The 26,333-nt window shown below is 53.0% G+C and carries 22 protein-coding genes and 1 pseudogene; 10 read left to right on the plus strand and 13 right to left on the minus strand.

All coding sequences use genetic code 11. The features are described 5' to 3' along the window. Window positions 1-25: 25 nt before the first annotated feature. The gene (locus HV314_RS21675; protein WP_064484482.1) at window positions 26-190 is read right to left on the minus strand and encodes a DUF1127 domain-containing protein; all 165 of its coding nucleotides are present in this window, start codon (window positions 188-190) and stop codon (window positions 26-28) included. A gap of 177 nt (window positions 191-367) precedes the next feature. Here HV314_RS21675 and HV314_RS21680 point away from each other — a divergent pair, with 177 nt between their 5' ends. Beyond that, the gene (locus HV314_RS21680) at window positions 368-1,780 is read left to right on the plus strand and encodes an aminotransferase-like domain-containing protein (protein ID WP_181546678.1); all 1,413 of its coding nucleotides are present in this window, start codon (window positions 368-370) and stop codon (window positions 1,778-1,780) included. A 393-nt stretch (window positions 1,781-2,173) separates the two neighbouring features. Here HV314_RS21680 and HV314_RS27680 read toward each other — a convergent pair. Next, window positions 2,174-2,299: pseudogene (locus HV314_RS27680) on the minus strand (Rpn family recombination-promoting nuclease/putative transposase); the annotation flags it as partial. A 230-nt stretch (window positions 2,300-2,529) separates the two neighbouring features. On the opposite strand from HV314_RS27680, the gene HV314_RS21690 reads away from it, so the two are divergent. From HV314_RS21690 to mdtM, 3 genes are all read left to right on the plus strand, one after another. Further along, window positions 2,530-3,345: a helix-turn-helix transcriptional regulator gene (locus HV314_RS21690; RefSeq protein ID WP_181546682.1), complete on the plus strand. Its 816-nt coding sequence runs from the start codon at window positions 2,530-2,532 to the stop codon at window positions 3,343-3,345. 48 nt (window positions 3,346-3,393) lie between these two features. Next, window positions 3,394-4,044, plus strand: a complete 651-nt coding sequence (locus HV314_RS21695) for a LysE family translocator (RefSeq protein WP_075847892.1) — start codon at window positions 3,394-3,396, stop codon at window positions 4,042-4,044. A gap of 323 nt (window positions 4,045-4,367) precedes the next feature. Next, window positions 4,368-5,609: a multidrug efflux MFS transporter MdtM gene (gene mdtM, locus HV314_RS21700; RefSeq protein WP_016151565.1), complete on the plus strand. Its 1,242-nt coding sequence runs from the start codon at window positions 4,368-4,370 to the stop codon at window positions 5,607-5,609. Window positions 5,610-5,701: 92 nt separating this feature from the next. Here the strand turns inward: mdtM and metC are convergent, their stop codons facing one another. Next, window positions 5,702-6,892, minus strand: coding sequence for a cystathionine beta-lyase (gene metC, locus HV314_RS21705; RefSeq protein ID WP_016155600.1), 1,191 nt, complete (start codon window positions 6,890-6,892; stop codon window positions 5,702-5,704). Window positions 6,893-6,922: 30 nt separating this feature from the next. Beyond that, complete coding sequence (locus HV314_RS21710; RefSeq protein ID WP_003019196.1) at window positions 6,923-8,155, minus strand: dicarboxylate/amino acid:cation symporter; 1,233 nt, start codon at window positions 8,153-8,155, stop codon at window positions 6,923-6,925. A gap of 219 nt (window positions 8,156-8,374) precedes the next feature. Here HV314_RS21710 and HV314_RS21715 point away from each other — a divergent pair, with 219 nt between their 5' ends. The 4 genes from HV314_RS21715 to HV314_RS21730 all read left to right on the plus strand — a co-directional run bounded on the left by HV314_RS21715 (window position 8,375) and on the right by HV314_RS21730 (window position 12,532). After that, entirely contained in the window at window positions 8,375-9,301 is a 927-nt protein-coding gene (locus HV314_RS21715) for a LysR family transcriptional regulator (RefSeq protein WP_016151563.1), read from the plus strand. Between the two features lie 75 nt (window positions 9,302-9,376). After that, complete coding sequence (locus tag HV314_RS21720; RefSeq protein ID WP_016151562.1) at window positions 9,377-10,657, plus strand: DUF445 domain-containing protein; 1,281 nt, start codon at window positions 9,377-9,379, stop codon at window positions 10,655-10,657. 96 nt (window positions 10,658-10,753) lie between these two features. Further along, entirely contained in the window at window positions 10,754-11,941 is a 1,188-nt protein-coding gene (locus HV314_RS21725) for an MFS transporter (RefSeq protein ID WP_181546684.1), read from the plus strand. A gap of 228 nt (window positions 11,942-12,169) precedes the next feature. Continuing rightward, window positions 12,170-12,532, plus strand: coding sequence for a hypothetical protein (locus HV314_RS21730; RefSeq protein WP_239006827.1), 363 nt, complete (start codon window positions 12,170-12,172; stop codon window positions 12,530-12,532). A 59-nt stretch (window positions 12,533-12,591) separates the two neighbouring features. Here the strand turns inward: HV314_RS21730 and HV314_RS21735 are convergent, their stop codons facing one another. The 5 genes from HV314_RS21735 to uxuA form a co-directional block, all read right to left on the minus strand. Beyond that, window positions 12,592-13,599: a porin gene (locus HV314_RS21735; RefSeq protein WP_016155597.1), complete on the minus strand. Its 1,008-nt coding sequence runs from the start codon at window positions 13,597-13,599 to the stop codon at window positions 12,592-12,594. 176 nt (window positions 13,600-13,775) lie between these two features. Next, the gene (locus HV314_RS21740) at window positions 13,776-13,985 is read right to left on the minus strand and encodes a hypothetical protein (RefSeq protein ID WP_016151558.1); all 210 of its coding nucleotides are present in this window, start codon (window positions 13,983-13,985) and stop codon (window positions 13,776-13,778) included. 647 nt (window positions 13,986-14,632) lie between these two features. Beyond that, window positions 14,633-15,406 carry a Uxu operon transcriptional regulator gene (gene uxuR, locus HV314_RS21745; RefSeq protein ID WP_029139754.1) on the minus strand — a complete coding sequence of 258 codons (774 nt, stop codon included), beginning with the start codon at window positions 15,404-15,406 and terminating at the stop codon, window positions 14,633-14,635. Between the two features lie 221 nt (window positions 15,407-15,627). After that, window positions 15,628-17,103, minus strand: a complete 1,476-nt coding sequence (locus tag HV314_RS21750) for a fructuronate reductase (RefSeq protein WP_181546685.1) — start codon at window positions 17,101-17,103, stop codon at window positions 15,628-15,630. Between the two features lie 78 nt (window positions 17,104-17,181). Beyond that, window positions 17,182-18,366, minus strand: a complete 1,185-nt coding sequence (gene uxuA / locus HV314_RS21755; RefSeq protein ID WP_016151555.1) for a mannonate dehydratase — start codon at window positions 18,364-18,366, stop codon at window positions 17,182-17,184. A gap of 260 nt (window positions 18,367-18,626) precedes the next feature. On the opposite strand from uxuA, the gene gntP reads away from it, so the two are divergent. After that, window positions 18,627-19,970, plus strand: coding sequence for a gluconate permease GntP (gntP, locus tag HV314_RS21760; RefSeq protein ID WP_181546687.1), 1,344 nt, complete (start codon window positions 18,627-18,629; stop codon window positions 19,968-19,970). 49 nt (window positions 19,971-20,019) lie between these two features. Here the strand turns inward: gntP and HV314_RS21765 are convergent, their stop codons facing one another. From HV314_RS21765 to HV314_RS21775, 3 genes are read right to left on the minus strand one after another with little or no spacing between them, the layout of a single operon-like run. Beyond that, the gene (locus tag HV314_RS21765) at window positions 20,020-20,712 is read right to left on the minus strand and encodes a LutC/YkgG family protein (protein WP_181546689.1); all 693 of its coding nucleotides are present in this window, start codon (window positions 20,710-20,712) and stop codon (window positions 20,020-20,022) included. Further along, window positions 20,705-22,132: a LutB/LldF family L-lactate oxidation iron-sulfur protein gene (locus HV314_RS21770; protein WP_016151552.1), complete on the minus strand. Its 1,428-nt coding sequence runs from the start codon at window positions 22,130-22,132 to the stop codon at window positions 20,705-20,707. The genes HV314_RS21765 and HV314_RS21770 overlap by 8 nt, the downstream gene beginning before the upstream one ends. Window positions 22,133-22,142: 10 nt before the next feature. Then, the gene (locus HV314_RS21775; protein ID WP_016155592.1) at window positions 22,143-22,862 is read right to left on the minus strand and encodes a (Fe-S)-binding protein; all 720 of its coding nucleotides are present in this window, start codon (window positions 22,860-22,862) and stop codon (window positions 22,143-22,145) included. A 580-nt stretch (window positions 22,863-23,442) separates the two neighbouring features. Between HV314_RS21775 and HV314_RS21780 the strand changes: the two genes are divergently transcribed. After that, the gene (locus tag HV314_RS21780) at window positions 23,443-24,996 is read left to right on the plus strand and encodes an L-lactate permease (protein ID WP_016151550.1); all 1,554 of its coding nucleotides are present in this window, start codon (window positions 23,443-23,445) and stop codon (window positions 24,994-24,996) included. Window positions 24,997-25,466: 470 nt separating this feature from the next. Here HV314_RS21780 and pdxY read toward each other — a convergent pair whose 3' ends face one another. Further along, complete coding sequence (gene pdxY / locus HV314_RS21785) at window positions 25,467-26,324, minus strand: pyridoxal kinase PdxY (protein WP_181546690.1); 858 nt, start codon at window positions 26,322-26,324, stop codon at window positions 25,467-25,469. Between the last annotated feature and the right edge of the window lie 9 nt (window positions 26,325-26,333).

Consider the following 26,333-nt stretch of genomic DNA (forward strand, 5'->3'; position numbering starts at 1 on the left):
GCCGTTCAGGAAACACCATCCGCGGCTATTCGATCTGATCGCGTCGCAGCCCGACGTCCCGCAGCCGCTCATTACTCATCTGTTGCAATACGCGCCGCGTTTGCGCCCGTAACCGCCACGCCTTATATGCCCGCCAGATCAGAACAAACCCAATAAATGGCTGCTTTGCTTTATTCTCATGAAATTCCATACCTTGCCTCCCCGCCTTGTCTGAGGCTTTATCTTCACGGATTTGGCCCTAAGCAATACAGACTCACAAAGTACTTTTATTTAACATACAGATTGGTTAAAAAGAGTTCTGCATCGCTTTTTTCACGCCAATCTGTACTGGTTTTTTAATCTGTATGATACCCATGAGGGATACAGCATGACGCGTTATCAACATCTGGCCAATCTGCTGGCCGAACGCATTGAGCAGGGGTTGTATCGCCATGGCGAAAAACTGCCTTCGGTACGTAACCTGAGTCAGGAGCACGGGGTCAGTATCAGCACCGTCCAGCAGGCGTATCAGATGCTGGAACAGCGGCAACTGATCACCCCGCAGCCGCGTTCCGGTTATTTTGTCGCGCCGCAAAAAGCGCTGCCGCCCGTACCGCCGATGTCACGCCCGGTGCAGCGTCCGGTCGAGATAACGCAGTGGGATCTGGTGCTGGATATGCTAAAAGGGCATAGCGATAAATCTGTGATCCCCTTCAGCAGCGGCGCACCAGATGTCAGTCAACCGAGCCTGAAACCGCTCTGGCGCGAACTCAGCCGCGTAATGCAGCATAACCTGAAGGCAGTGCTGGGGTACGACAAGCTTCCCGGCAGCCAGGATCTGCGCCAGCAGATCGCCCGTCTGATGCTGGACAGCGGTTCACTCCTCAACGCCGATGATATTGTGATAACCAACGGGAGCCAGAGCGGAATGTCGCTGGCGCTGCTGGCGGTTTGTCAGCCAGGGGACATTGTCGCCGTTGAATCACCCACCTACTACGGCACAATGCAGCTACTGCGCGGCCTCGGGATCAAGGTGATTGAGATCCCAACCGATCCGGATACCGGGATCAGCATTGAAGCGCTGGAGCTGGCGCTGGATCAGTGGCCGATTAAAGGCGTGCTGCTGGTTCCCAACTGCAACAACCCTCTCGGGTTCATTATGCCGGATGCGCGTAAGCGGGCGGTGCTCGCCCTCGCCCAGCGTCACGACATCGTCATTTTTGAAGATGATGTGTATGGCGAACTGGCCACAGAGTATCCGCGCCCGCGTACGATCCACTCCTGGGACAGTGACGGCCGGGTAATACTCTGCAGTTCGTTTACAAAATCCGTAGCCCCCGGACTGCGCGTGGGTTGGGTGGTTCCCGGTCGCTATTACAACAAACTGCTACACATGAAGTACGCCGTCATTGGTACTAACGTTCCCGCTACGCAGCTGGCAGCAGCCTCCTTTGTGCGCGAAGGTCATTACCATCGGCATATCCGGCGTATGCGCCAGATTTATCAGCGTAATATGGAGATCTACACCTGCTGGGTACGGGAATATTTTCCCTGCGGGATCTGCGTCACTCGACCGAAAGGCGGCTTTATGCTGTGGGTCGAGCTGCCGCTCCAGGTCGATATGGTCTGCGTCGCTAAGCAGCTCTGTCGCCTGAAAATCCAGGTCGCACCGGGATCGCTGTTCTCCGCATCCGGAAAGTATCGCAACTGCGTACGCATCAACTGCGCGTTGCCGCCAAACGAGAAGCATCAGGAAGTGATGCAAAAGCTCGGCGAGGCGGTAAAGATGGCGATAGAGTAAACCGGACCGCCCGGTGATTTCGGCCAGACGATTATGCGATTTAACTCATATCTAATGACTTAAACCCTGAATATCTTCTGCGGAAAGCCGGGTAATTTTTTGTACCGTGCAGATATCAATACCGTCTGCCAGCATGGTGTGGGCAATACGGAGCGCCTCATCACGTCGCCCTTCCTGTAACCCTTCCAGCCTGCCTTTTTGTAGCCCTGCCTCATGCAATCTGTCGGCGATCGTCATCAAGTGCTCCTTATGCTGCGGTGAACGTTCGGCAACCTCACGAATAAACTCACTGAATCGAGGTGCATCGCCAGTTCGTAAAATATAATTAAACAGCGTCTTTATCTGGCTGTCATTAGTCAGTCCGGTAAGTAGCAGGGAAACAATTTTCTCGACCAGCCCCATAAGTTCGCGCAGCGAAGCGGGAAGATGTATTTGTAGAAAATCCCGAGCTGTCTCAGGGTGGCGCAAAAACGTTTTAAAGACCGCATCATGCGGGGTGGAAGTCGGTGCTTTGTTCATGGCGATCCATCACCTGGAAATAAGATGCCGTGACTGTAGCGCTGGTAAACCACACCCTCACCTGTAACTTTCTCTCTTTGCGAGGCGATTTCCGGGATAAAAACGCCCCTTTGTAACGTCTGCATTTGTCTGGAACGCATCACGCAGAATCACGACCTCAATGCACATTCCCGCTTTTTCACCGCAGGGCCTGTGCTATAACAAATCATCACTTTCATGGAGGACACGATGTGACGCATACCCGAGATATTCCACAATCGTTCTGGCGTGATGAGCAACTGCCGTGGCTGGAGCTGCGCAGCACCTGGCGCAGCCAGCAGGCCTATAAGCGCCATCACCACTCTCAGCTCTCGATTGGGGCAATTCTCGAGGGAGGAACCTGCTGCCTGTGCGATGACAAGGAATACCATCTGAAGGTGGGCGATCTCATTGTGATCCCACCACTGGCACCTCACAGCTGTAATCCCGTCAACGGGAAATTTCGCAGCTATCACATGCTTTATCTTGATGCCCGGTGGTGTCTTGCCCATCTGCCTACGCTGAACAGCAATCAACGGCTTTGTACGCGCACTCCTGTTATCCGCGATCCGCAATTATTCCAGTGCTACATGCACCTTGTGGCGCTCATGCCGCAACGGCAAACGACGCAGATAACTGATGCCGCGCAAGCATTGCTGCGCTCGCTGCCATTGCAGTCGGTAACACCGGAAAACCTAAGCGTCACCAGCCAGTATCTGCGCGAGCGGTTGCAGTCCAGTTTGCTCTCCCCACCCTCGCTGGATGAGCTGGCAAATGAGTGTCACATGCGTAAAGAGACGCTGATTCGGACCTTTAAGCAGGACACCGGGCTGACGCCGGGAAATTATCTGAACATCATGAGGATTGACTATGCCCGTCAGCGGCTACGGGCCGGGGACGAGATTGTCGATGTCGGCTACCAGAGCGGGTTTGCCGACCAGAGCCATTTCCATCGCACCTTTGTTCGCTACACAGCAGCCACACCGCGCCAGTACGCACTGGGACGATCAATATCAGACAATAATTAGCGTTGCGTCAGGCGTACGCTGATCTCTGTTTCATTTTCTGAGGTCGCTATGTCGCTGCTTGCTGAACTTTTTCCGTCTGCTTTTCCCGCGCTGGCGCTGGCGCATTTTGTTGCACTACTCAGCCCAGGGCCGGACTTCTTTTTACTGGTCGGTTACGCCGTACGTTACCGAATGCGCGGCAGCGCCGGGCTGTGCGTGGGGATCGCTATCGGCAACGGGCTGTATATCCTGCTGGCGATTATTGGTTGGGGGATCCTGCGCCAGCTTCCCCTGCTGTTTACGGTTATTGAGCTGCTGGGCGCGCTCTATTTATTATGGATTGGCAGCCTACTGATACGCAGCCGCCCGCAAACCCTGACCGGAGCAGACGCCCAGTCTACCTGTCCAGGATTTGGCAAACAGCTGCTGCTGGGATTAGGTTCGTCGTTGCTCAACCCAAAAAATGCGCTGTTCTATCTGGCGCTGATGACCGCCCTGCTCGGCCCGTCGGTGACGCTGCTGCAACAAACCATGAGCGGGATCTGGATGACCAGCGTGGTGTTGTTCTGGGATCTGCTGATCGTGATGTTCATCGGCTTACCGCAGATCCAGCGGCGGTTAACCAGAGGGATCGTGTGGATCGAGCGTATCGCCGGCGGCGTGTTGATCATCTTCGGTTGTGCAATCGCGCTGCGGTTTTTGCAGAGCATCGTACCCTGATTAACGTGGTAATTTTCTGCAAATAAAGCGGATAAACTCGTTTAATTAATATCCAATCCGCATTACACTTTGGGTGGCTATTATCCATTCAACCAATTCTTCCCGAGGTGCGATGTGCTGATTGTTACCTGTAATCGTTACGTTTTCTGACCCGAGTCTGAAAACGTTTCTCCTGTTTGCGCCTCGCGCAGGCAGCGTTTTTGATTACATGAAATTCAGTACATTTGCAGTCTGCTTTTTTCTGTCATCGGTCTGACGTCTCAAAGACGGTATTGAATTTCGCTATTCCCGTTGAGGGTTTTCTCCCGAAAAGGAGCTGTTTTATGCAACGGATTCTCGCGTTTTTCTCCCAACGCACCACGACGCTATTTTTTCCTGTCGCGTTGATTTTATATGACTTCGCCGCCTATCTGTCGACGGACCTGATCCAGCCAGGCATCATCAATGTGGTGCGTGATTTCAACGCCGACGTCAGCCTGGCCCCCGCTGCGGTGAGCCTCTATCTGGCTGGCGGCATGGCGCTGCAATGGCTGCTGGGACCGCTTTCCGACCGGATTGGCCGTCGACCGGTGCTGATTGCGGGGGCATTAATCTTTACGCTCGCCTGCGCTGCCACGCTATTGACCACCTCAATGACGCAATTTCTGGTCGCCCGATTTGTACAGGGCACCAGCATCTGCTTTATCGCTACCGTTGGCTATGTCACGGTGCAGGAGGCGTTTGGGCAAACGAAGGCCATTAAGTTAATGGCGATAATCACCTCCATTGTGCTGGTTGCGCCAGTTATCGGCCCGCTCTCCGGCGCAGCGCTGATGCACTTTGTACACTGGAAGGTCCTGTTCGCCATTATCGCCGCCATGGGGCTTATCGCCCTGATAGGGCTAGCGTTAGCAATGCCGGAAACCGTTAAGCGCGGCGCGGTGCCGTTCAGTGCACGCGGCGTACTACGTGATTTCCGCGACGTTTTCCGTAACCGGGTGTTCTTGTTTGGCGCAGCCACGCTGTCGCTAAGCTATATCCCGATGATGAGCTGGGTGGCGGTCTCGCCGGTGATCCTGATCGACGCTGGCGGTATGAGCACATCAGAGTTCGCCTGGGCGCAGGCACCGGTGTTTGGCGCGGTGATCGTCGCCAATATGGTGGTTGTTCGTTTTGTGAAGGATCCAACCCAGCCACGTTTTATCTGGCGGGCGGCACCCATTCAACTGAGCGGACTGGCGGTGCTGATTGCCGGCAATTTGCTGTGGCCACACGTCTGGCTGTGGTCGGTGCTGGGAACCAGCCTGTATGCGTTTGGCATTGGTATGATCTTTCCGACGCTGTTCCGCTTTACGCTGTTTTCCAACAACTTACCGAAGGGTACGGTCTCGGCGTCGCTGAATATGGTCATCCTGACGGTGATGGCGGTTTCTGTCGAAATCGGACGTTGGCTGTGGTTTAACGGCGGCAGGATTTCGTTTCATCTGCTGGCGGTTGCGGCGGGTATTGCTGTCGTCTTTACCCTGGCAGGCTTACTGAAGCGGGTTCGCCAGCATGAAACAACAACGTTAGCCACTGAAAACTAACAAGCCGGATGGCACTGACGCTTATCCGGCCTATGTCGTAGTGATAGGCCGGATAAGGCGCTTGCACCGCATCCGGCAACCATCACATTGTCTTAAGCAATGCGCGCAAACCCTGCTTCCAGATCGGCAATCAGGTCGCCAATATCCTCAAGGCCAATATGCACCCTGACCAGGGTACCGCTGAAATCCACCTCTCCGGCTGGGCGAATGCTGTTCAGCTCTTCCGGCTGATTCGCCAGAATAAGCGACTCAAATCCGCCCCACGAATAGGCCATATGGAACAGCGAGAAGTTATCGAGGAAATTCGCCATCTGCTCGTCGGTCAGTCTCTTTTTCAGCACAAACGAGAACAGGCCTGAGCTTCCGGCAAAGTCACGCTGAAAATACTCGTGCCCTGGACATTCCGGTAATGCCGGATGATTCACCCGCGCCACTTCCGGCCTTGCCGACAGCCAGCGGGCAATATGGATGCTGCTCTCCTGATGCTGCTTAAGACGTACCGCCAGGGTGCGCAATCCACGGCTGCCGTTGTAGGCCGTATCGGCATCCAGCGTTTGCCCCATCAAATAGGAGTTCTCGCGCAGACGATCCCAACAACGCGCGTTGGACACCGCCGTGCCCAGCATGCCGTCCGAATGACCGATGGTGTACTTCGTTCCCGCCTGAATGGAAATATCCACGCCATATTCCAGCGCTTTGAACAGCACACCCGCCGCCCAGGTGTTGTCGATCATAATGACAATCTCCGGATTAACCGCGCGGATAGCTTTCACCATCCCCGGTACATCCTGGACTTCCATGGTGATCGAACTTGGCGATTCGAGGAATACAACTTTCGTTTCCGGACGCAGAAGATCAACGATACCAGCACCAATCAACGGATCGTAATACGTTGTTTCCACATTGAATTTACTCAGGATCTTATTGCAAAAATCCTGGGTTGGCTCGTAGGCCGCGCCCGTCATCAAAATATGATCGCCACCCTGAACAAACGCAAGAATCGCATTGGTCACCGCCGCAGCGCCGCACGGGTAAAGCGCGCAGCCAACGCCGCCTTCCAGTTCGCTCATTGCCTTCTGGAAGGCAAAGTGGGTGTAGGTTCCGCGACGGCCGTAAAACAGCTCGCCATTTGCGCGATTGGCGGTGGCGAATTTTTTGTCTTTCACGGTATCAAACACCAGCGAAGAGGCGCGCTGGATAACCGGATTCACCGCTCCCTGGGTGTAGCGTTTGTCGCGACCCGCAACAACTAATTGCGTCTCAAGCTTCATTGCGTCTTTCATAACATCTCCTGTTCTTAATCCGTGTGAAACCTATACCACCGCAGCAGTAGAGTTTATTTCAGTGTTGGTCTGCTTTTTTCCAGCGAACCGTTCAACAATCTGCGCCGCATTCAAATCATGGATAACGTTAATCAGTGTGGCAGGCGCATCGGTAATCGTGCCCAGCACTACCAACATCGGGATCGCTTCCATTGGCAGGCCCAGCGTAGTGACGATAAAGATTTCACCGAGGAATGCCCCGCCCGGTACGCCGCCGACGATAATGGCGGAGAGCACCGCAATCAGCATGGTCAGGAAGAAGGTCTCGGTGGTGAACTCCATGCCCAGCACGGAATAGATAAAGACAATTTTCAGCGCGGCAATCATCGCCACGCCACCTTTGTTCAGGTTAACCAGTAGCGGAATGGAGACATCAACGATTTCCGGGTTAATCCCCATCGCCTTACCGGCACGCAGCGTTACCGGGAGAGTCCCCAGCGAAGAGCAGGTTCCCAGCGCAGTCGCAGACGGTTCAATCGCATTACGCCAGAAGGCTTTGACCGCCGGAATACCGCCGCCAATATACGAATAAAGAATCGAGCCAAAAACAAAGTAGACCAGCGTGGCCACCATGAACAGGCCGATGGCGCGAGCAAAGGTCAGCAGCAGTGCAGAGTCCTGACTGGCCATAGTGGCAGCGAAATAGCAGCCCAGGCCAATCGGTGCGACCTTCATAATGATCGAGACGATCTTCATGATCACGGTATTGGCATCTTCCAGCAGCGACGCAATGCGCTTACCGGCCTGATCCGATTGACCAATCGCCACACCAGCAATAATCGCCATCACAATCAGCGCCAGAATATTGGACTTGGAAAACAGTCCGATAAAGTCGCTGGTCGTGATCATGCTGACAAAATCCATCTTACCGCTGCCCGCCTGCACCGACTGCGAAAGATCGATAGTGACGCCCTGCGCCGGGTTATACCATAGCGCCAGCGCGACGATCCCGGCAGCCGGAATAAAGGCCATTGCGATCGAAACAATAAAGATAATCGCCATAATGCGCCCCAGCCTTTTCAGGTCGGTCATACTGGCGATCGAAGACATGACGCTGATCCCCACCAGCGGCACAATAATCATAAATAGCAGATTTAAGAATATCTGGCCGATTGGCTGGAGTTTACTTGCAAACGAGGGGGCATAAATACCTAATAAGCCGCCAATCACCAGAGCAACTAATAAAATAATCGACGATCTGTAGGGTTCGAGTCGTGACCACATAATCGGTACCTTTAGAATAATATTTAATGAGATTAAATTCACAATGTGATGAGTTTCCGTTTCGCCTCCTTTTATTTTGTGACGTAACTCACCTAAGTTGTTATTTTTTCATTTTGCCAGCAAGTTGTTTCCTGTGATTCAATAGTTGCATGTTTAAAACGCGAATGTAACGGCCTATTCGTACCGTTTTTGCAAATCACTTGTGAATAAAAGGAAACTATGAGTACGCCGATTTCACTCAAGCATCTGGAGTTTTTCATTAAAATCGTCGACTGCGGAGGATTGTCAGAAGCCGCGGCGCAGCTCAACGTCTCACCATCTGCGGTCAGCAAAAGCCTGGCGGCAATGGAAGATACGTTAGGCACGACATTAATTAAACGTACCACCCGCAGTATTACCCTGACCGATGCCGGGCAATATCTCTTTAACCGCGCCAATAAGCTTTTGAAAGAATTCGATGAAACGCTGAATACCACCTCCGGTTATTACCACAGCCCGCAAGGTGAATTACGCATAACCTGCTCAATTGCGTTTGGTTATTCCCGGCTGGTGAACCTGGTGGATAAATATCGTTCCCAGTTCCCAGATGTGAATCTGTATATCGATCTCAACGATAACTTCGTGAATCTGAACGAAACGGATTTCGACATCGCCCTGCGAATCTCCACCGCACCACCGCAGAACTACGCAATGCGCAAGCTGGTACCTGTCCGCTGGGCGTACTGCGCCTCACCCGGCTACCTTGCCAAAAAAGGCATGCCCCAGCGTCGTAGCGATCTGGTCAATCATGATTGCCTGGTTTACCCAGGTCTCACGCCGGTGCTGAAGGTGGCGGATGAACAGGATCGTCTGCATCAGTTAAAACTGCATATGCCTATCCAGGCCAACAGCAGTCTGGTATTGCTGAAATCGGTGTTAGAAGATCAGGGAGTGGCATATTTGCCCACCTATCTGATTGGCGATCATATTCAAAAAGAAGAGATAACGCCGCTGATGCTCGACGGCACCATCACCTGCGAAACCCACGCCCTGTATGCGCTCTATTTTCCCAGTAAGTACAGCAATCCGAAGGTGCGATCGTTTATCGATTTTCTGGTGGCGGAACTCGGCCCCTTACCCGCCTGGGACAACTGGATCCCGGAGTAAGCTTTGCTCGTCTGAAAATGGGAGGCGCTCCACATTTTTTGCGCGATCCCCCCGTCTGGCTCTATCCTTAAGCCTATGAATAAAATTGCTGAACTCAAACGCGCCAAGCGACTGGCGCTCTCATTGCTGCTGATTGCCGCCGCTACCTTCGTCATCACGCTGTTTCTGCCGCCTAACTTCTGGGTGCTCGGGATCAAAGCGATCGCCGAAGCGGCGATGGTCGGCGCGCTGGCGGACTGGTTCGCCGTGGTGGCGCTTTTTCGACGGGTACCAATCCCGTTTATCTCGCAACATACGGCGATTATCCCACGCAATAAGGATCGGATCGGGGAGAATCTCGGTCAGTTTGTGCAGGAAAAATTTCTCGACACCCAGTCCCTGATCGCCCTGATCCGCCGCCATGAACCGGCGTTGTTGATTGGTAACTGGTTCAGCCAACCGGAAAACGCCCAGCGAATTGGCCAGCATCTGCTGCAGATCATGAGCGGTTTTCTCGAACTCACCGACGACGCCCGCATTCAGCGGCTGATCAAGCGGGCAGTGCACAAAGCCATCGACAAGGTCGATCTCTCCGGTACCAGCGCGCTGATGCTGGAAAGCATGACCAAAAACAATCGCCATCAGGTGTTGCTCGACACATTGATCGCCCAACTTATCGCCCTGCTCCAGCGCGACAGCTCGCGGGCGTTTATCGCCCGACAGATCGTGCACTGGCTGGAGACCGAGCATCCGCTGAAAGCGAAGATCCTGCCGACTGAATGGCTGGGCGAGCACAGCGCCGAACTGGTGTCTGATGCCGTTAATTCCTTACTGGATGACATCAGCCACGATCGGGCGCATCAGATCCGCCACGCCTTCGATCGCGCCACGTTTAAGCTAATCGATAAGCTCAAACACGATCCGGAGATGGCCGTGCGGGCCGAAAGCATGAAAAACTATCTGAAGGAAGACGAAGCCTTCAACCGTTATCTTGGCGAACTGTGGGCAGACCTGCGCCAGTGGGTGAAAACCGACATTAACGCTGACGATTCGCGCGTGAAGCAGCGCATCGCCAGCGCCGGACAGTGGTTCGGCGAAACACTGGTTGCCGATAGCGCCCTGCGCGCCTCACTGAATGGGCATCTGGAGCAGGCCGCGTATAAAGTTGCGCCGGAGTTCGCCACCTTCCTGACGCGCCACATCAGCGACACGGTGAAAAGCTGGGATGCGCGCGATATGTCGCAGCAAATTGAGCTAAACATCGGCAAAGATTTACAGTTTATCCGCATCAACGGCACGCTGGTCGGCGGTTCTATTGGGCTGGTGTTATATCTGTTGTCGCAAATTCCTTCCCTGCTGACGCTGGCGAATTTTTAAGGAGAAAGTAAAACGCCCATTTTATTTTACTTTTCATTATCATTTGCACATGTAATATAACAATTATCAAACTAACAGCGTGAAATGAGAGTCCGTATGTCCGAGGGAAGCCCCGATTCAAATCGTCATGCCATCAGCGTCGCGCTCTTCGGCATGCTGGTCTTAACGCTGGGCATGGGAATTGGACGCTTTCTGTATACGCCGATGCTCCCGGTGCTGCTGTCGGAAGGTCAGTTTACGTTTGACCAGCTCTCCTGGATTGCCAGCGCCAACTACGCCGGATATCTGGCGGGAAGCCTGCTCTTCTCCTTCGGGCTCTTCCATCTTCCCTCACGTTTACGCCCGATGTTGTTAACTTCTGCGCTCGCTACCGCAGCGTTGATTCTGGCAATGGCAAGCGTTAAGCAGCCCACGCTGGTGATGCTGATCCGTTTTCTGGCAGGCGTCGCCAGTGCCGGTATGATGATTTTTGGTTCGATGATCGTCCTGCATCATACCCGGCATCCCTTCGTGATCGCCGCATTGTTCTCCGGCGTTGGCGCAGGCATTTTGCTGGGCAATGAATATGTCATCAGCGGTCTGCATTTTGCGCTGTCATCACACACGCTCTGGCTGGGGGCAGCGGCAGCCTCCGCGCTGTTCTTTGTGCTACTCGTTATGCTCCTGCCATCTCGCGACCATGCGCTTCCCGCCGCCACACCGGTAAAAACAGAGCATCAGCCTATGTCCTGGTGGCTGCTGGCGCTACTGTATGGGTTAGCCGGATTTGGCTACATCATTGTCGCTACATACCTGCCACTGATGGCGAAAAGTGCCGGGTCGCCGCTGCTGACGGCCCATCTCTGGTCGTTGGTCGGCATATCGATTATTCCGGGTTGTTTCGCCTGGCTGTGGGCTGCCCGACGCTGGGGGGTATTGCAATGCCTGACGGCGAATTTACTGATCCAAAGCGCCTGCGTGGTCATGACGCTCGCCAGCGACTCCTTGCCGCTGCTGGTGATAAGCAGCGTGGGTTTTGGCGCAACGTTTATGGGGACCACTTCGCTGGTCATGCCTCTCGCCCGTCAACTTAGCGTACCGCGCAATATTAATCTGCTGGGCCTGGTCACCCTGACTTACGGCATTGGGCAAATACTCGGGCCGCTCTTAACCAGCCTGCTAGGAAGCGGCGCTCAAGCGATCGTTAATGCCACGCTATGCGGTGCCGTCGCCTTGTTTATTGCGGCACTGATCAGCCTCACACAATTATACAAACAGCGTTTCGCCTCCCCCAAAAGGGTATAATCGACAACCTTATAAACAGGTATCTTAGGATTAGTCCGCAATCAAATGTCAACATTTAATAAACAACAAATAATCAGCAATTACCCGCCAGACAATTTATAATCCCCGGCTGTTCATTTATAAACTCAATTTAAAATGCGTAAAAATGGACATATTAACTCAGCATCAACACTATCTTCGGGAAAAGTACATGTCATGGTTTAAAAAATACTACTGGGGTTAATTATTTTGGTGGGTTTAATTGGCACGCTAAAGGATTATAAAGACTTTGGCTTGTTTGGCGCGTTAGGATTGTTTCTTATATTCCTGTTAACAACAACATTTTTATGGCAATGGGCCTCTGGCAGGTTACCAGAGATAACCCAGCTTCAGGCCGTATTTATTTTACTGGCCAGCGCGGTAGCCTCAATTTTTGTTATCAATATGGCAATTGCCGGTAATTTGCATGTGGATTTAATGGAGGTCATGTACGTTACCATTACGCATAATCCACTTTTTTACCTGATTCTCTGCGTGGTCGCATGGGTAAAAGTGGGCATCTGGCAATGGCTGTTTAGCGGTGGACAGGTGAAAGAGAGTCAGCCAGTTTAAACACTGCAGAGCTAAAAAAGGCGTCTTAACTAAGACGCCTTTTATGCTAGTACAACAAATTAGAACTGATAGGTCAGACCTGCAACAACCTGGTTGTCGTCGTCTTTGCCGTCGAGCAGGTTAATTTTGTAACCCACATCAGCCACGATGTTTTTGTTGAAGTAGTAATCCGTGCCCAACGCTACGTATTCAGTCAGGTCATTATTGTTGTTGTCACGCGCGTGAACGTAACCCACGTTCGGACGCAGACCAAAATCAAACACATACGCAGCCATTGCTTCAAAGTGCTCAGCTTTATCCGCATCCTGAATCAGGTTGTGGGACTCGCCGTACATGGTCGCGACGTAGATGGCATTAGCATCATATTTCAGACCCGCGCCCCAGAACTCTGCGTTTTCGCCATCCCAGCCGCTTCGTTTCTGCAGAGCAGTCACCGCACTGGTGGTGTAGGCCGCAATCGCAGATACGCCGGAATCCGCAATATTGTCATAACCCAGGGAGAAGCCATAGCCATTGCCATGCTGTTTTGCCGGGCTAATGTTAGTGTCATCCTGGCCCTGGTATTGCGCGCCAATGTTTAGACCATCAACGGCTCCAAACAGATTTTTGGTGCGGAGTGTTGCAACGCCAGCAGTACGTGTAGTAAGGAAGCGGTCAGTATCTTCAAAGGAGTCGCCGCCGAACTCTGAAAGAGTGTCAGTGTAAGCTCCCACGTCATAAGCAATACCGTAGTTACGACCGTAGTCAAAGCTAACGTCATGGCCATAATCCAGGCCAGCAAACGCCAGACGTGTATTGACGCCATTCTGAGAACCTTCTGCTTTAGAGGCATCAAACTGACTTTCAAATTGGCCATAACCGGTCAGTTGATCGTTGATTTGTGTCTCACCGCGAAAACCCAGACGCGCGTATGTACCGTCGGCATCGGTGCCGCCAGTCCAGGAATGGACCGCTTTTACTTTGCCGTACAGATCCAGTTTGTTGCCATCTTTATTATAAATTTCCGCTGCATGAACGGAGGTTACCCCTAATACCATTACAGCTAATGCCACTGCTGACTTTTTCATGTTATTACTCACTTTTAATTGTGAATTTTGCTATCAACTTTGTTATGAAGGCAGAATACCCGCATAAAAAAGCCCCCTATGGAAAAGGGGAAAACCTCTAACACACCAATGAAGGTAATAATAAAGTGGCAAGACACATATCATTTTGGGTTAAATAAAACCCGAACAGAGAGTAATTACTTGGATTCTTCGTTTACGCTCTCATTAACAGAGCGATATAACATTATTGCTTCGGCAATAATATCTTGTTTACTTTTACGGGTTTCAAATGCCAGCGTACGAACATATTCCCACAGAGAGGTATCGACACGGGCACTTAAAAGAACCATATCTTTTGAACGGGTACCCCTGGCCTTTCTAATATCGGGGTAATCTCGAGAGGGCATTATCATCTCCTGAACGCAAACACGCTTATGGCGATGAAATATGCAGTCAGTGTAAAAACATGTCAACGGCAAAATACAGTGACAATAGTAATGAAACTGTTAATAACGGACAAAAAACTGGAACAGCATTTCAAATGAAAGATAACTTGATTATAGAATAATGTGTAATTTTAACTTTACATATATTCACTTTTATTCATTTGATTAAAAAAGCCAGAACTATTGACAATAAACATGACCTCAAATCAAAACATCATTACAGCCAATAAGTTACGTGCCGTTATTAATGTCTACATTTCCGTGAAGCGCCTGTTTTTATGCACTGTTATTCCGGGCTGCCTCGCTCTGACCACCGCGTAAATCAGTTTGATTCTCACTTAACACAGGCCCGTTTTGTCTAAAAATAAGCACGGAAAGGTAAAAATAAGGTAAACAATGCATTTTTTCGCATGCAAAAATAAGTTGTTTTTAATTGATATAAATCAATTTTCACCGCGTAACCACGGAGGAAAAATCATCATCTGAGGTGATGGAAACCTTTTTTTACGTGACGTTCATGACGAGAAAAAAGCATTGTTATGCAATAAGCTTTTGTGCTGAAAAGTGTCGCGCGGGCTGCAACAGCCCGCATGGGAGAGGAAGGAAAATCAGGCGTTAACTTTATCCAGCGGCCAGGAATCAAACAGATAACCATCAAAGTCGATGTCATCAACATTTGAAAACTCCAGCAGGCGCTGTTTGACGTTTTCCAGATGCTGCCACATTGCCAGCTTGGCTGCGCGGGCATCCTTTTTGATTAATGCCGCCAGGATCTGTTTGTGGTCGCCCATCCACTCTTTACGGTAATGGGTATCGTCGAGGTGGCTATGGAGCTGGATCCACATCGGGTTGTTTTCACGCCACTGCCATGACTGGCGAAACAGCTCCACCAGCATGCTGTTATGCGTGGCTTCGGCTATGGCGAGATGGAACTGCATGTCACCGCTTTCAGAACCGTTCGCTTCGCTGGAGGCCAGCTCCCGCTCTTCCAGCTGTAACGCCTGGCGCATTTTAACGATATCTTCACGGGTAGCCTGCAGCGCGGCGAATTCGGCGATATTGCTTTCCAGCAGTTGTCGCGCCTGCAGCAGCTCAAACGGGCCCGCGTCATTGCAATGATTGACATCCGTACTGTCGATGGTCTGCGCATCTGCATTGTCGAGTACGTAGATCCCGGCGCCGCGACGCACGTCCACCAGACCTTTAATTTCCAGCATAATTAACGCTTCGCGAACCACCGTGCGAGTGACGTTGAGCATCTCAGCAATTTCACGTTCCGGCGGCAAACGCTCCCCGGGCTGGTACGGCGTCTGGACAATCAGATCGCGGATCATTGCACCCACTTCCTGGTAGGGTCTTTGTTGAGAAGTGTTCGATTTCATCGTGTTATGTCCGTCAGATGCGTCAATTCAGATCCGTAGGCCGGATAAGGCACATGCGCTGCCAACCGGCACCTGTGCCATTGGCTGATGGCGACGCTGACGCATCTTATCAAGCCTACAAAAAACATTTTTTCGCCTGAACTATAGCATTTGCGGGAAGCCAAAAACAGAAAACGGGTCAACCAAATCAGCATTTTGATTGACCCGTCATACTTCGGGGATTATGCGTCAGCGCTTAACGCCGCAACGCACTCGCGTGCACCGTGTTCACACAGCTGTTGATACGTCGCGATAATTGTCTCAACAAAATCAGCGTTTTCCGCCAGATCATGGCCAAAAATGCCGCTCAGCCCCAGCAGCGCCGTCACGCGTTCGGCCCCCTGGAACTGTTGGTTAATGCGCTGGAACTCAGCCAGCAAGGGGTCGACAACATCAATGGCCTGCCCCTGTTCATCCACGCCACGGGTGTAGCGCATCCAGCCCGCCACGCCCAGCGCCAGGTGACGCCAGTCGCTGGCGTTTTGCAGATGCAGACGCACCGGATCCAGCAGGCGCTGCGGCAATTTCTGGCTGCCGTCCATCGCAATCTGCCAGGTGCGGTGACGCAGTGATGGGTTGCTGAAACGTTCGATGAGCAGCGTCGCATAGGCGTTAAGATCGGTGCCTTCCGGCATCGACAGCGTCGGCGCTTGCTCCTGCATCATCAGCGCGAACGCCGCTTTGCGGTACGCCGGATTTGTCATGGTATCAGCGATAGTTTCATAGCCGCCGAGATAGCCCAAATACGCGAGGAAAGAGTGGCTGCCGTTGAGCATTCGCAGTTTCATCATTTCAAACGGCACCACATCGGCAACGAACTGCGCACCAACGTTATCCCAGTCAGGGCGACCGTTGACAAAGTTATCTTCGATAACCCACTGACGGAATGGCTCACAGGCGATAGCACACGGATCGTACACGCCCAACTGGTCGGCAATCTCTTGCAACGTTTCTGGCGTCGCCGCCGGAACAATGCGGTCGACCATGGTGCACGGGAAAGTGGCGTTAGCCTCAATCCACTGCGCCAGCTGCGGGTCGCGCGCCTGCGCCAGACCCAGCACCGCGACTTTCGCCACATGACCATTTTCACGCACGTTATCGCAAGACATCACGGTAAAGGCCGCAAGCCCTTGCTCACGACGCAGATGCAGCGCCTGTACGATGTAACCAATCGCCGATTTCGGCGCGCCTGGATTCGCCAGATCGTGTTTAATCAGCGGGTTATTGAGATCTAACTGTCCGCTGGCAGCATCGGTGCAGTAACCTTTTTCCGTGACCGTCAGCGAGACAATTGCCGTCTGCGGGCGCGCCATAGCCTGTAAAATACCATCACAGCCGTCAAGCTCCGGGTGCAACGCTTCTTTCATCGAGCCAATCACTTTCAGCACGGTGTTGTCCGCGCCTTTTTCCGCCACGGTATACAGCAGTTGCTGTTTGCGCAGGTTTTCAATCAGCACGCGATCGTTACCCGGCATCAGGTTAACTTCACAGATCCCCCAGTCGCTGTCGGTGGTTTCCAGCAGATGATGGGTGTACAGCGCCTGATGCGCGCGGTGAAATGCGCCGCATCCCAGGTGAACAATGCGGGATTGCAGGCGCGAGCTGTCCCATGCAGGGCGAGCAACCGGCAGGTTGCTATTGGCAATTGTCGTTGTCATCGTGAACTCCAGAACCCGTTGAATGACCAACGGAAGAGAAAAGAAAAAGCCGGCCAGACAGGTGACCGGCAACTCGCTTTAGCGGCTAAAGAAAGCGCGCTGGATAGCCATCTCAACGCCACGCACTTCCGCCAGCCCTTTCAGGCGACCAATCGCGGAGTAGCCTGGGTTGGTTTTCTTTTTCAGATCGTCAAGCATCTGATGGCCGTGGTCCGGACGCATTGGGATCAGGTCCTCTTTACCCTCGGCTTTACGGCGCTGCTCTTCCTCAACGATCGCTTTCACGACTTCGTACATATCGACGTCGCCGTTAAGATGCGCCGCTTCATGGAAGGTTTTCGGGTTATCTTCACGCAGCGTGGAGCGCAGGTGGGTGAAGTAAATACGTGGGCCAAACTGTTTGATCATGTCGACCAGATCGTTGTCCGCCCGGACGCCGTAGGAGCCGGTGCACATGGTAAAACCGTTCGCCATGCTGTTAACCGTATCGACCATCCATTGCATATCTTCCACGGTGGAAACAATGCGCGGCAGGCCGAGGATTGGGCGCGGCGGATCGTCCGGGTGTACCGCCATCCGCACGCCTGCTTCTTCCGCCACAGGAATAATTGCTTTCAGGAAGACGGCAAAGTTCTCGCGCAGTGCGGCTTTATCGATATCTTTATAACGCGCAAGATGCTGGCGGAACTGGTCAAGCGTATAGCCCTCTTCCGCGCCCGGCAGACCGGCGATGATATTGCGGGTCAGACGCGCTTTGTCTTCATCGCTCATGGTGGCGAAGCGTTCATTCGCCTGAGCAATCTCTTCGGCGGTGTAATCCGCTTCCGCGCCCGAACGTTTGAGGATGTGCAGCTCAAAGGCGGCGAATTCAATCTGGTCAAAACGCAGCGCTTTGGAGCCGTCCGGCAGGACGTATTCCAGGTCGGTACGGGTCCAGTCGAGAACCGGCATGAAGTTGTAGCACACGGTACGAATGCCGCACTGGGCCAGGTTACGCAGGCTTTGCTGGTAGTTGGCGATCCACTGCTGATAGTTACCAGAACGGGTTTTAATGTCTTCGTGGATCGGTACGCTTTCGACGACCGACCAGACCAGGCCCGCCTGCTCAATAATGGCTTTGCGTTTTAGGATCTCATCAACCGTCCACACTTCCCCGTTCGGGATATGGTGCAAGGCGGTGACCACGCCCGTGGCACCCGCCTGACGTACATCCGCTAAGGTGACCGGATCGTTAGGACCATACCAGCGCCATGTCTGTTCCATCTTTTATTCCTCATTTACGTTATGGACTCGACGATATGGCACATAAATTCCTCCTTTTGGTATGACATGTCAACCAGAAGGGATAAATTGGTTAACCAAATCACGATTTTTGCTGATTAGATCGCCATTTTACTGCCAGGAAGCACAGTAAAGATGTAAACATGTAACGCAATGTGACATTCATCGCATCAATGGTTAACCAATACGGATAACATCTCAACCAAAATCATAATAGTTCAACCAATAAAGGTAGACGTTATATGCATGTTCTCAATATTCTGTGGGTCGTATTCGGCATCGGCCTGATGCTGGTGCTCAATCTAAGATTCAAAATAAACTCGATGGTCGCCCTGCTGCTGGCGGCGCTCTCGGTCGGCATGCTGGCGGGTATGGACTTAATGGCGCTGCTGCACACCATGAAATCCGGCTTTGGCAGCACGCTGGGTGAGTTGGCGATTATCGTGGTATTCGGGGCAGTCATCGGTAAGCTGATGGTCGATTCCGGAGCGGCGCATCAGATTGCTCATACGCTGCTGGCGCGACTCGGGCTGCGCTATGTGCAGCTGTCGGTGATCATTATTGGTCTGATTTTTGGCCTGGCGATGTTCTATGAAGTGGCGTTTATTATGCTGGCGCCGCTGGTGATCGTCATTGCCGCAGAAGCGAAGATCCCGTTCCTCAAGCTGGCGATTCCTGCCGTTGCCGCCGCCACCACCGCCCACTCTCTGTTCCCGCCGCAGCCTGGTCCGGTCGCGCTGGTTAACGCCTACGGCGCTGACATGGGTATGGTCTACATCTACGGTATTCTGGTGACTATTCCGAGCGTGATCTGCGCCGGGCTTATCCTGCCGAAGTTCCTCGGCAACCTCGATCGCCCGACGCCGTCATTCATGAAGGCCGACGTACCGGTTGACCAGAACAATCTACCGTCTTTCGGCATCTCTATTCTGGTTCCGCTGATCCCGGCGATCATCATGATCTCCACCACCATCGCCAACATCTGGCTGGTGAAAGAAACGCAGGCGTGGGAAGTGGTCAACTTCTTAGGCTCCTCGCCAATTGCGATGTTTATCGCCATGATTGTCGCCTTCGTGCTATTTGGTACCGCGCGTGGTCACGACATGCAGTGGGTGATGAACGCCTTTGAAAACGCGGTGAAAAGCATCGCCATGGTGATCCTGATCATCGGCGCGGGCGGCGTACTGAAGCAGACCATTATCGATACCGGCATCGGCGATACCATCGGCATGCTGATGTCGCACGGCAATATTTCTCCGTACATCATGGCGTGGTTGATAACCGTGCTTATTCGTCTGGCAACCGGTCAGGGCGTGGTCTCAGCCATGACGGCAGCGGGGATTATCAGCGCAGCCATTCTCGACCCGGCAACCGGTCAACTGGTGGGCGTCGATCCGGCGTTGCTGGTACTGGCGACGGCGGCAGGCTCCAACACCCTGACCCATATCAACGACGCCTCGTTCTGGCTGTTCAAAGGCTACTTTGACCTGTCGGTGAAGGATACGCTGAAAACCTGGGGTCTGCTGGAGCTGGTGAACTCCGTGGTTGGTCTGATTATCGTGTTGATCATCAGCATGATTGCATAACATCGATACCGCTCTGGCCCGCAGCGCCAGAGCGGTTCTTTCTCCTGCCTTAACAATCCTCAATAATCAGATACACCGCCTTCACCGGGCCATGCACCCCAACCACCTTGATAAGCTCAATATCCGCCGTCGAGCTGGGTCCACTGATAATGTTAATGCACGACGGCATACGCTCACCGGCCTGCGCTTTCTGATGCAGTTTTTCTGCCAGTTGTGCCACGCGCGGCAGGATGGTGCTTTTACGCAGCACGAAAATCGAGGACTCCGGCAACAGGCTCAAAGAACGCCCGCGCTCCGGTGCGGAAAACAACACCACACCGCCGGACTCGGTCAGGCCATACTCGGCATACACCACGCCGACTTTCGCCTGCTCGGCCTCGGTAATATTTTCGCTGCCTCGCGCCGGATCCCAGACCACGGCGTTGCATTCCTGCTGCAAGCGTTCGGTAATGCCCAGCGCCACCAGTCGGCTGTCGCCGCTCAGCACTACTGGCTGACCCAATTCTTCACACAGGCTTAGCGCTGCTTCTGCGGCCTGGTCCTCGCGAGTCAGTTCACAGCGGGCCAGCATCACTTCGCTGGCGAACTGGATAAACGCATCGCAGCGCTGCTGCGGGCTAAGTTCGGTCAGGCGCTCGTTGGCATAATTGTTAACCGGCGCGGCATCCGCTTGTGGTTCGAAACGCGGCGGGCGACCCAGCGCCTGGGCGATGGTGTTTAAAAACGCGGTACGGTTATCCATTCTTTTTCTCCTGCGCCTGATGTTTCTTAAACCAGCTGCGGAAGCTTTCGCCGTCAGCATCAGGCAGATCGCGCGCCTCCATCCAGTCACCAATCGCGCCAACCTTGAGCGGGGTTTTCCCGCCATTGATAAACCAGCTTGCCGCATGCGCGCCCGCCATCATCCCGACTTTCCACAGCCCCGGATGGCTATTGGCATAAGCGAACATTTTGATCGCCCGTCGCTCGGCTTTCGGGGTAATGCCCTCCTCGGCCATCACCCGACGATGACGCAGGATCAGTTTTGACAGCGGAATACGCACCGGGCAGACGCTGTCACAGGCCGTGCATAAAGAACAGGCGTACGGCAGGTCTTTAAAATCTTTATAGCCGCCGAGCAGCGGAGAAATCACCGCGCCAATAGGGCCAGGATAGATCGAGCCATAGCCGTGTCCGCCAATGTGGCGATACGCCGGGCAGGTGTTCATACAGGCCCCGCAGCGGATGCAGCGCAGCACATCGCGAAACTCAGAGCCCAGCACCTGCGAGCGACCGTTATCGACAATCACCAGATGGAACTCTTCCGGTCCGTCCACGTTATCCGCCTCACGCGGGCCGGTCAGCCAGGTGTTATAGCCCGTCAGACGAGCGCCCACGGCGCTGCGCGCCAGCATGGTGATCAGCACATCCACATCAGCAAAGGTTGGCGCGATACGCTCCATGCCCATCACCGCAATGTGCGTTTTCGGCAGCGTGGTGCACATGCGCGCGTTGCCTTCGTTGGTCACCAGGCATACTGAACCGGTTTCCGCCACGGCAAAGTTACAGCCGGTAATACCGATTTCGGCACTCAGGAAATCCTCGCGGATCTTCTGGCGAATGAACAAGGTCATAGCTTCCGGGGTTTCCGGGCCGTCATACCCCAGACGCTCGTTCAGCACGCGGCGGATCTGATAGCGATCTTTATGAATAGCCGGGACCACGACGTGCGAAGGCGGATCCTGATCCAATTGCAGGATGTATTCCCCGAGATCGGTTTCGATCACCTGGATTCCCGCATCCTGCAGGACATGGTTGACGCCGATCTCCTCGGTCACCATCGACTTGGACTTCACCACCTTCTTCGCGTTTTTGCTGCGCGCGACCTGCAGAATGTAGGCGGTGGCCTCTTCTTTGGTTTTGGCGAAATAGACGTGGCCGCCGTTTTGCGTCACTTTCTCGGAGAGTTGATACAGGTAAGCGTCGAGGTTGCTCAGCACGTGATCGCGGATCTGGCTGGCACGATCGCGCCAGTCTTCCCAGTGGCCTAACTCATCGACCATTTTTTGTCGATTTGCGCCAATACGTTCCTGCGCATTGGCCACGGCTTTGCGCATGATCGGATCTTCTATCTGCTGACGAATACGCAGTTTAAATTCTACATCGCTGGTTTTTATCGACATCTCTTTCCCCTCAGCGGCTCATCAGCACTTCAGCAATATGCATCACTTTGACCGGCTGGCCTTCCCGTTGCAGTCGACCGCCAATGTTCAGCAGGCAACTGACGTCTGCGCCAATCAAATATTCCGGCTGCGCATCCATCAAATGTAAGACTTTCTCTTTCACCATCTCGCCGGATATCTCGGCCATTTTGACCGAGAACGTCCCGCCAAAGCCGCAGCAAGTGTCCTGATCGGCAAACGTCAGCAGCTCCAGCCCGCGCACGTTTTTCAGCAGCGTGAGCGGCTCTTCCTTCACTCCCAGCTTTCGAGTTAGGCTACAAGAGGGATGATAGACAGCGCGGCCCTGCAGGCTGGCGCCGACGTCCACCACGCCCAGCTTGTTGACGATAAAGGAGGTGAGATCCTGCATACGCGCGGCGACCTTTTCGGCACGCAGCGCCCATTCCGGTTCATCGGCCAGATACGTCGGATAGCTTTTTACCGCGTAGGTACAGGAGCCTGCTGGCGAGATAATCGGATCGTCGTTGTCTTCCAGGGCGGCGATCAGGTTTTTCATCCCAGGGATCGCCTCTTTGATGTAACCGCTGTTAATGGCTGGCTGACCGCAACACCCTTGCTTCTCGGGGAAATTAACGCGACAACCCAGTTTTTCCAGCAGCAATACGGAGTCTCGTGCCATCCGTGATTTCAGTGCGTCACCAATGCAGGTAACAAAGAAATTTACATTCACAATAACTACTCCATTGCTTCATTTCTGTTTATTGCGCTTGATATCGCGATATCAAGCAAAGGTTCAGCCGTATTTCACGCCCAGTTTTTCTGTTTGCTGTTTTTACTAATGCCTGGGTTCATGGTGATGCTCGGGTCGTTTTCCTTTGATGCCGACTCTCCGCTTCTTAAGTCAGGACAGTCGCATATGTCTGTATTTTCATTTGTATGACAAAACCAAATAATCCCCTAATCAACCCCCATATGCAACAACCAGGTTTATTTCTTTCGGTCTCGCTCACATTTTTATATTTAAAACCACAGCGTTATGAACACCTTAAAAACAGTTTCAGGTGCTTACTATTCTCATCACCAGCATTATTAAAAAGGTTATCATATAACTATTTATAGGTATTCAGCTTACTCTTAAGTATATTTACCTGGCATTGGATTTTAATTAAAAGATTACAATAGTTACAAAACTACAAATCATAATTACTTTATTCACTGAAGCGATTCAGTTTACATACTTTATTAACACAGCAATGTAGCCTCCCCACCATAAATATAAACCAGGTTTAATGAACCAATCAGGAATAGCAATGAACGAATATTTTATGTTTGCCCTGGCACTCTCTCCTTTACTACTGATGGTATTTTTAATATTGAAATTGAAAATGCCCATCCATTATTCCGTGTTGATCTCTTTGGTATTCACTGCCGCGCTGTCGGCCATATTCTGGGAAATGCCCGTACAGAATCTGAAAGCCGCGATAGGCTATGGCGCCCTGAAGGGGTTATGGCCGATTGTGATTGTGATCCTCGGCGCCATCTTCAGTTATAACGTCATGCAGGCGACCAAGGCGCTGGATATTCTGCGCGATATTCTCGCCAGCATTAGCGAAGATAAGCGTATTCAGGTGCTACTGATTTCATGGTGCTTCGGCGGATTCCTTGAAGCCGCGGCAGGTTATGGCACGGCGGTCGCCATTCCGATCGGCATTCTCATTGCGCTGGGATTCAACCCGCTGAAGGCGGCGATCGCTTCTCTCGTGGCGAATACCGTTCCCACCGCGTTCGGCGCGGTCGGGATCCCGGTTTCTATTCTGGCGGAACAGGTTAATCTGCCGGTGTATACCTTAGGCGGAACCATTATTCTGCAGCTCGCGCTGTTTAATATCCTGCTGCCGTTTGTCATTGTCTGCATTATTGGCGGCGGCCTGAAAGCCATTCGTGGCGTATTTCTGATCACGCTGATTTGCGGCATCACCACGCTGGTTCCACAATATTTTGTCGCCATCCATCTTGGCGCGGAATTGCCCGCCTTTGCCGGTAGCCTGGTCAGCCTGTTTGCCGTGGCGATGGTCAGTCGCCTGCGCAAAGGGAAAACCGATCCCGAGTGGCGCATTGAGGTCAGCCATACCCGCGAAACCACGCCGCGCTCGGCAAAAGTGTTGTTCCGCGTAGGCTCTATATATCTGTTTATTTTTGTTTTTATCCTGCTGTGCTCACCGCTGTTCCCGACGATAAAAGGCGCGGCGTCCCAACTGGCCTCGGTGCTGCATTTCACGCTCGCCGACGGCAACACGCTGGCGCTGAAAGTTGAATGGGTGACCACGCCGGGGATGCTGATTATCTTTGCGACCCTTATCGGCGGTTTTATTCAGGGAGCGTCCGCACGCGGGATGCTGGAAGTGTTTATCAAAACCATTTTCCAGCTTAAAAATTCCATTGTGGCGATTATGGCGATTGTCGCGCTGGCCACGGTGATGGATCTCAGCGGGATTATCTCCACGCTGGCCCAGTCGATTGTCGATCTGACCGGCAGTTCCTACGTCTTCCTCGCCCCGGTGATTGGCGCGCTGGGCACGTTTGTTACCGGCAGCGATACCAACTCGAATATTTTGTTCGGCAAACTGCAAACCATTGCCGCCAGTAAACTGCATATCGATCCCAACTGGCTCGCGGCGGCGAATACTTCTGGCGCAACGGGAGGGAAAATGATTTCGCCGCAGAGTATCGCCATTGCGGTTTCAGCCACCAAAATGGACGGACAGGCCAACCAGATAATGTCTGGCACCATGAAATACTGCTGCGCCTATATTGTGATCCTCGGCCTGAAAGTCGGTCTCTTTTATTACTGGTTTATGGCGTAATCCATTGTCAACCCCGTCAAATTCACGGCAACCGTATTTGACGACGCGGTGACCAAAAAGGTTTACACCGCTTCAGGATCGAAACGAAGCGACTGGCTTTACGATTTGTCGGCGCTGACTAAAATAGCGCCGATGTTTCAAATCGAGGATTGTTGTTATGTTGTTCTGGAAAAAGATGGTGAAGAAGTTCGACGCCTTTTCCGCGTTGATCCCACCACGCTACTTCCGCGTGTAATGCCTGGCGCTAATGCCTGATGGCGCTTCGCTTATCGGGTCTACGTTTCACGCTCATTTGTAGGCCGGATAAGGCGCAAGCGCCGCATCCGGCAGCAGAGAAAATGTTCTCCCCTTTCACTTACGCAGCCCGCACGCTCTTAACACCCTGACCCACAGACGAAGCCATGCAAAACGGTAGATCAGCGGATGCTGAAATCGTAGCAGTGTCAGAAACATAGAGCCTCCTTGCGGCGCTACAGCACCGTTGCCTGATAGCGAATTTGCGGCTCCATTATCTGGTGACGCGCGTCTATCAGCCTCAGTTCATACGAATCGTGCTCTTTCGTCAGCCGCATCACCGCGTCGACGACACTGGTGGTCCGCTCCAGCGCCTGCTTGTCCTCATAACCGTTGAGCAGTGAAGCCAGCATCACGCTGCAAATCAGATCCCCAACGCCCACCGCCATTTTGGCAAAGGTATACAGCGGCCGGGCGATGTGTAACGTCTGTTCCGCCGTCACCAGCAGCATTTCAAACGCCTGTTTGTCGCGCGAGCAGTCGCCGAGATGTTTCACCAGCACCTTCTTCACGCCCCACGCCACCAACTGCTGCGCCGCTTCCACCACCTCGTCAAAACTACGTAGTTGTCTGCCCGTCAGCACGCCCAGCTCATAGAGATTCGGCCCCATCACATCGGCCAGTTGAATGGCGTCATCGACAAAAAAGGACTCCACGCCCTGCGCGACGATGCAGCCTTTTTGCGGGTCGCCCATTACCGGATCGCAAAAATAGAGCGCCTGCGGATTACGCTGGCGAATGGTGGTGACCGCGAGCTTCACCTCTTCGCAATGGCGTTTGTCCCCGAGATACCCGGACAGCACGGCATCGCATTGCGCCAGTTTTTGCAGGTCATCCAGCCCGCTGATAATGGCGCTCAGCTCGCCGTGCGGCATCGCCATGCCCTGCCACATCCCGTACTGGGTGTGGTTGGAAAACTGTACGGTGTAAAACGGCCAGACATCGATCCCCGAGAGCTGCATCGGCAACACGGCGGCTTTATTTCCGGCATAGCCATAAACGACTGACGACTGAACAGACAACACGTTTTTCATTTTGACTCC

The organism is Citrobacter sp. RHBSTW-00887, assembly GCF_013728095.1.
Taxonomy (GTDB): domain Bacteria; phylum Pseudomonadota; class Gammaproteobacteria; order Enterobacterales; family Enterobacteriaceae; genus Citrobacter; species Citrobacter braakii.